The sequence below is a fragment of the Treponema sp. R6D11 genome, assembly GCF_054786075.1.
Genome location: NZ_BDHD01000206.1, coordinates 1 through 2,916, shown reverse-complemented (window position 1 = coordinate 2,916; position 2,916 = coordinate 1). Strand labels below are relative to the sequence as shown.

Here is a 2,916-nt window from a genome sequence, read left to right as displayed (position 1 = left end):
CTCCGCATAATTTATTGATTTACTGTCCCACCCCGACCGTATTTTAATCGTGACGGGAACAGAGCCCAAACTTTCGCTTGAGGCGCGTACCGCCGCTTCCACTATCCTTCCGATATTGTCCGGGTCTTTCATCAACGCCGACCCCGCGCCGTTCTTTACGACCTTCGGTACCGGGCACCCCGCGTTAATGTCCAGCGCGTCCGGGCGTAACGGCGCAAGCAACGAAGCCGCCTTGAAGATTGATTCGCTATCCGCCCCGAACAATTGAATCGCATAGCGTTTCTCCCCCTCCCCGCGCCTGACCAAGTTGACTGCGGTCTTAACCGCGTCGTTGGGAACATCCGCTCCCCCAAGCCCGTAACGCCCGCAACTGCGGTAAAGCGCCTCGGCGGAAACAAGTTCCGTAAAAGAGAAATCCGCCCCCTGCTCGGCGCACAACGAGCGGAAAGCGCGGTCAGTGTATCCCGCTACAGGCGCAAGAAAAAGGTTCCCAGGTAATTCAAGCGCCCCAATCTTAACTGGATGGTAAAAGCGCATTAAACCTCTTCTTTCTCTCTTTCTTCTTTGTGTCCTTCTCTTCCTTTGTGTCCTTTGTGAGAAATTTTTTCGTATCATTCATGGAAATATATTCGCTATTCATTCGGCAAGCCGAAAAATTTATTCGCGTTCTGCCATAGCTGCGTCGTAAGGGCGTCCTCTTCCATGTCCAGCATCTCCGCCATAAAGCGCGCCGTAATCGGCAGGTACTTGGGCATGTTTCTCTTCCCGCGGTAGTCCGCCGGAATCATAAAGGGGCTTTCCGATTCGATAAGGATTCTGTCCACGGGAAGGACGCCGATTGTTTCGTGAAGATTCTTGGCGTTCTTGTATGTGAGGTTTCCGGCGAAAGAGAAGTACAGGTTCAAGTCCAACGCTTTTTCGGCGTAGGCCGCGTCTTCGGAGTAGCAGTGAAGCACACCGCCGCGAGAGGGCAGGCGGTCGCGGAGGATGTCCAGCACGTCATGGCCGGCGTCGCGGTTGTGGATTATGACCGGCAGATTGAGCTTGTTCGCAAGGTCCAACTGGGTAATGAAAAGTTCAATTTGAGATTTCTTATCCCCGAATTTACGGTAGTAGTCCAGGCCTATTTCCCCAATGGCGACCACTCTTGGGTATTGGACGTTTTGCTCGATATGCGAAAGCCAGTCCTTGCCCGGGTTTTGCACTTCGGAGGGGCTTACCCCTATCGCGTGGAAAACGTTTGTTGCGGATTTAAGGTTTTCATAAACCTGTCCAAAATCGTGAAGGCTGTTGCAAATAGAGACAATACGGTTAACGGAAGCCTGGCGGGCTTCCTGTATCACAATTAACTGCTCAATGGGGTCATCAACTATAAGCCCCAGATGGGCATGAGTATCAAAATACTGCATAATTTATATCCAAAAGAAATGAAATATGTTTTTTACCAAACTGGCTATTTAAATAATAACACAAATATATACTACAGTCAACATAAAAACTTTTATTTATTAAGACAAAATACGAAAAAATGTCTAAGGTTTTTGCCAATATCCGGTATCCTGTTGGATACCTTATGCCACATAAACCTTCAGTTTTTTGCTTCTAAGGGGGTTTTTAAGCCTTGCAAGCGCCTTCGCTTCAATCTGCCTTATGCGTTCCTTGCTCAGGTTAAAAACGGCGCCGATTTCCTTCAAGGACATCGGTTTTTTCTGCCCAAGCCCGTAATGATAACGGATAATGTCCGCTTCTTCTTTTTCAAGGGTGTTAAGGACGGTTTCAATGTCCGCCTTCATGGCTGTTTGTTCGGCGTCTTTATCGGGAATCGCGTATTTTTTATCTTCTATAAAATCAATTAACATTGAGTCCGTGTGCCGGGATACGGGGATTTCCAATGAAATAATGTCCTTGGAGATGTTTAACAGCTCGACCACATGGTCTTTATCCATGTTTAAAAGGGACGCTATTTCGGCTTCCGCGGAGTGTTGGTTTGTGACCAGTTTCCTAGCTTTTTCAATTTTAACAAGTTCCATAACGCGGTTTACGGGAAGCCTTATCATTCTTGTTTTTTCGGTAAGGGCGCTTAATATGCTCTGGCGTATCCACCAGACGGCGTAAGAAATAAAGCGGTTGTTTTTTTCTATTACAAAACGGTCTACTGCGGTTACAAGACCTACGTTTCCGGTTGAAATAAGGTCTTCCAGGGGAAGCCCAAGCCCCTGATATTTCTTCGCTATATTTACGACAAAACGCAAATTGGCGTTTATCAGTTTTTCCCTTGCGGCTTTATTGCCCGCGGCGGCGGCGCGGGCCGTCGCTTCTTCTTCTTCTCGGCTCATTAACGGAATGTTGTTGATTTCTTTAAGAAACAACGCAAGAGTGTTTTCCTCGGATTTTTTTTCTTTTATTTTATTCTTTTTCATATCATCCTCCAGTTCTTGCTTATATACATAGCAGATCCCATGCCAAGCCCAAAAAAGCCCTGTTTTTTGGTTAAAAACCGTGTTTTTTCCTGTTTTTTTGCAGTTGAAGATAATAGTCTATTTTAGAAAGGGTATCGTCCTTAAATTTTTCCATTCCGGTTTTATATTCGTCCGGATTGGTTATATCCAGGCCGCGCTCCTGAAAATAAACGCGCTTGGTATTGGCTTTTTTAGCGTTAACAACAAGCTCCTGAACGCAGTAAACAACGTAGTCTTTTAATTTTAATTGGTTTGTATGTTTAAGAAAAACTTCTATTACCTGCTCAAGGTAAACCTCAATTTCTTTGGGCACGGTATATGTGGTAATAGTCATGGGAAGGCCTGACTTTATCGCTTTTTTTATTTTGTTTTCGTCCACAACCAATTCGGAAGCTGGATCCATAATGAAAAACCTGCCTTATAAAAAAACTGAAATTTTTAAAATATGCCTCTAAAT

At 45.4% G+C, this 2,916-nt stretch carries 4 protein-coding genes; all 4 read right to left on the bottom strand.

From position 1 onward, the window contains the following. The coding region (locus tag ACYVTD_RS11240) for a tRNA dihydrouridine synthase (protein WP_461247862.1) at nucleotides 1-537 on the bottom strand (537 nt) is incomplete at its 3' end. A gap of 95 nt (nucleotides 538-632) precedes the next feature. After that, a complete protein-coding gene (locus ACYVTD_RS11235) occupies nucleotides 633-1,409 on the bottom strand; it encodes a TatD family hydrolase (RefSeq protein ID WP_461247861.1) in 777 nt (258 codons plus the stop codon). 162 nt (nucleotides 1,410-1,571) lie between these two features. Beyond that, entirely contained in the window at nucleotides 1,572-2,420 is an 849-nt protein-coding gene (locus ACYVTD_RS11230) for a sigma-70 family RNA polymerase sigma factor (RefSeq protein WP_461247860.1), read from the bottom strand. A 70-nt stretch (nucleotides 2,421-2,490) separates the two neighbouring features. Beyond that, nucleotides 2,491-2,862, bottom strand: a complete 372-nt coding sequence (locus ACYVTD_RS11225) for a hypothetical protein (RefSeq protein WP_461247859.1) — start codon at nucleotides 2,860-2,862, stop codon at nucleotides 2,491-2,493. Between the last annotated feature and the right edge of the window lie 54 nt (nucleotides 2,863-2,916).

What these genes read in the sequence shown, in the direction of transcription:
- ACYVTD_RS11235 (WP_461247861.1), bottom strand. Translation starts at nt 1,409, where the DNA reads ATGCAGTATTTTGATACTCATGCCCATCTGGGGCTTATAGTTGATGAC.
- ACYVTD_RS11230 (WP_461247860.1), bottom strand. Translation starts at nt 2,420, where the DNA reads ATGAAAAAGAATAAAATAAAAGAAAAAAAATCCGAGGAAAACACTCTT.
- ACYVTD_RS11225 (WP_461247859.1), bottom strand. Translation starts at nt 2,862, where the DNA reads ATGGATCCAGCTTCCGAATTGGTTGTGGACGAAAACAAAATAAAAAAA.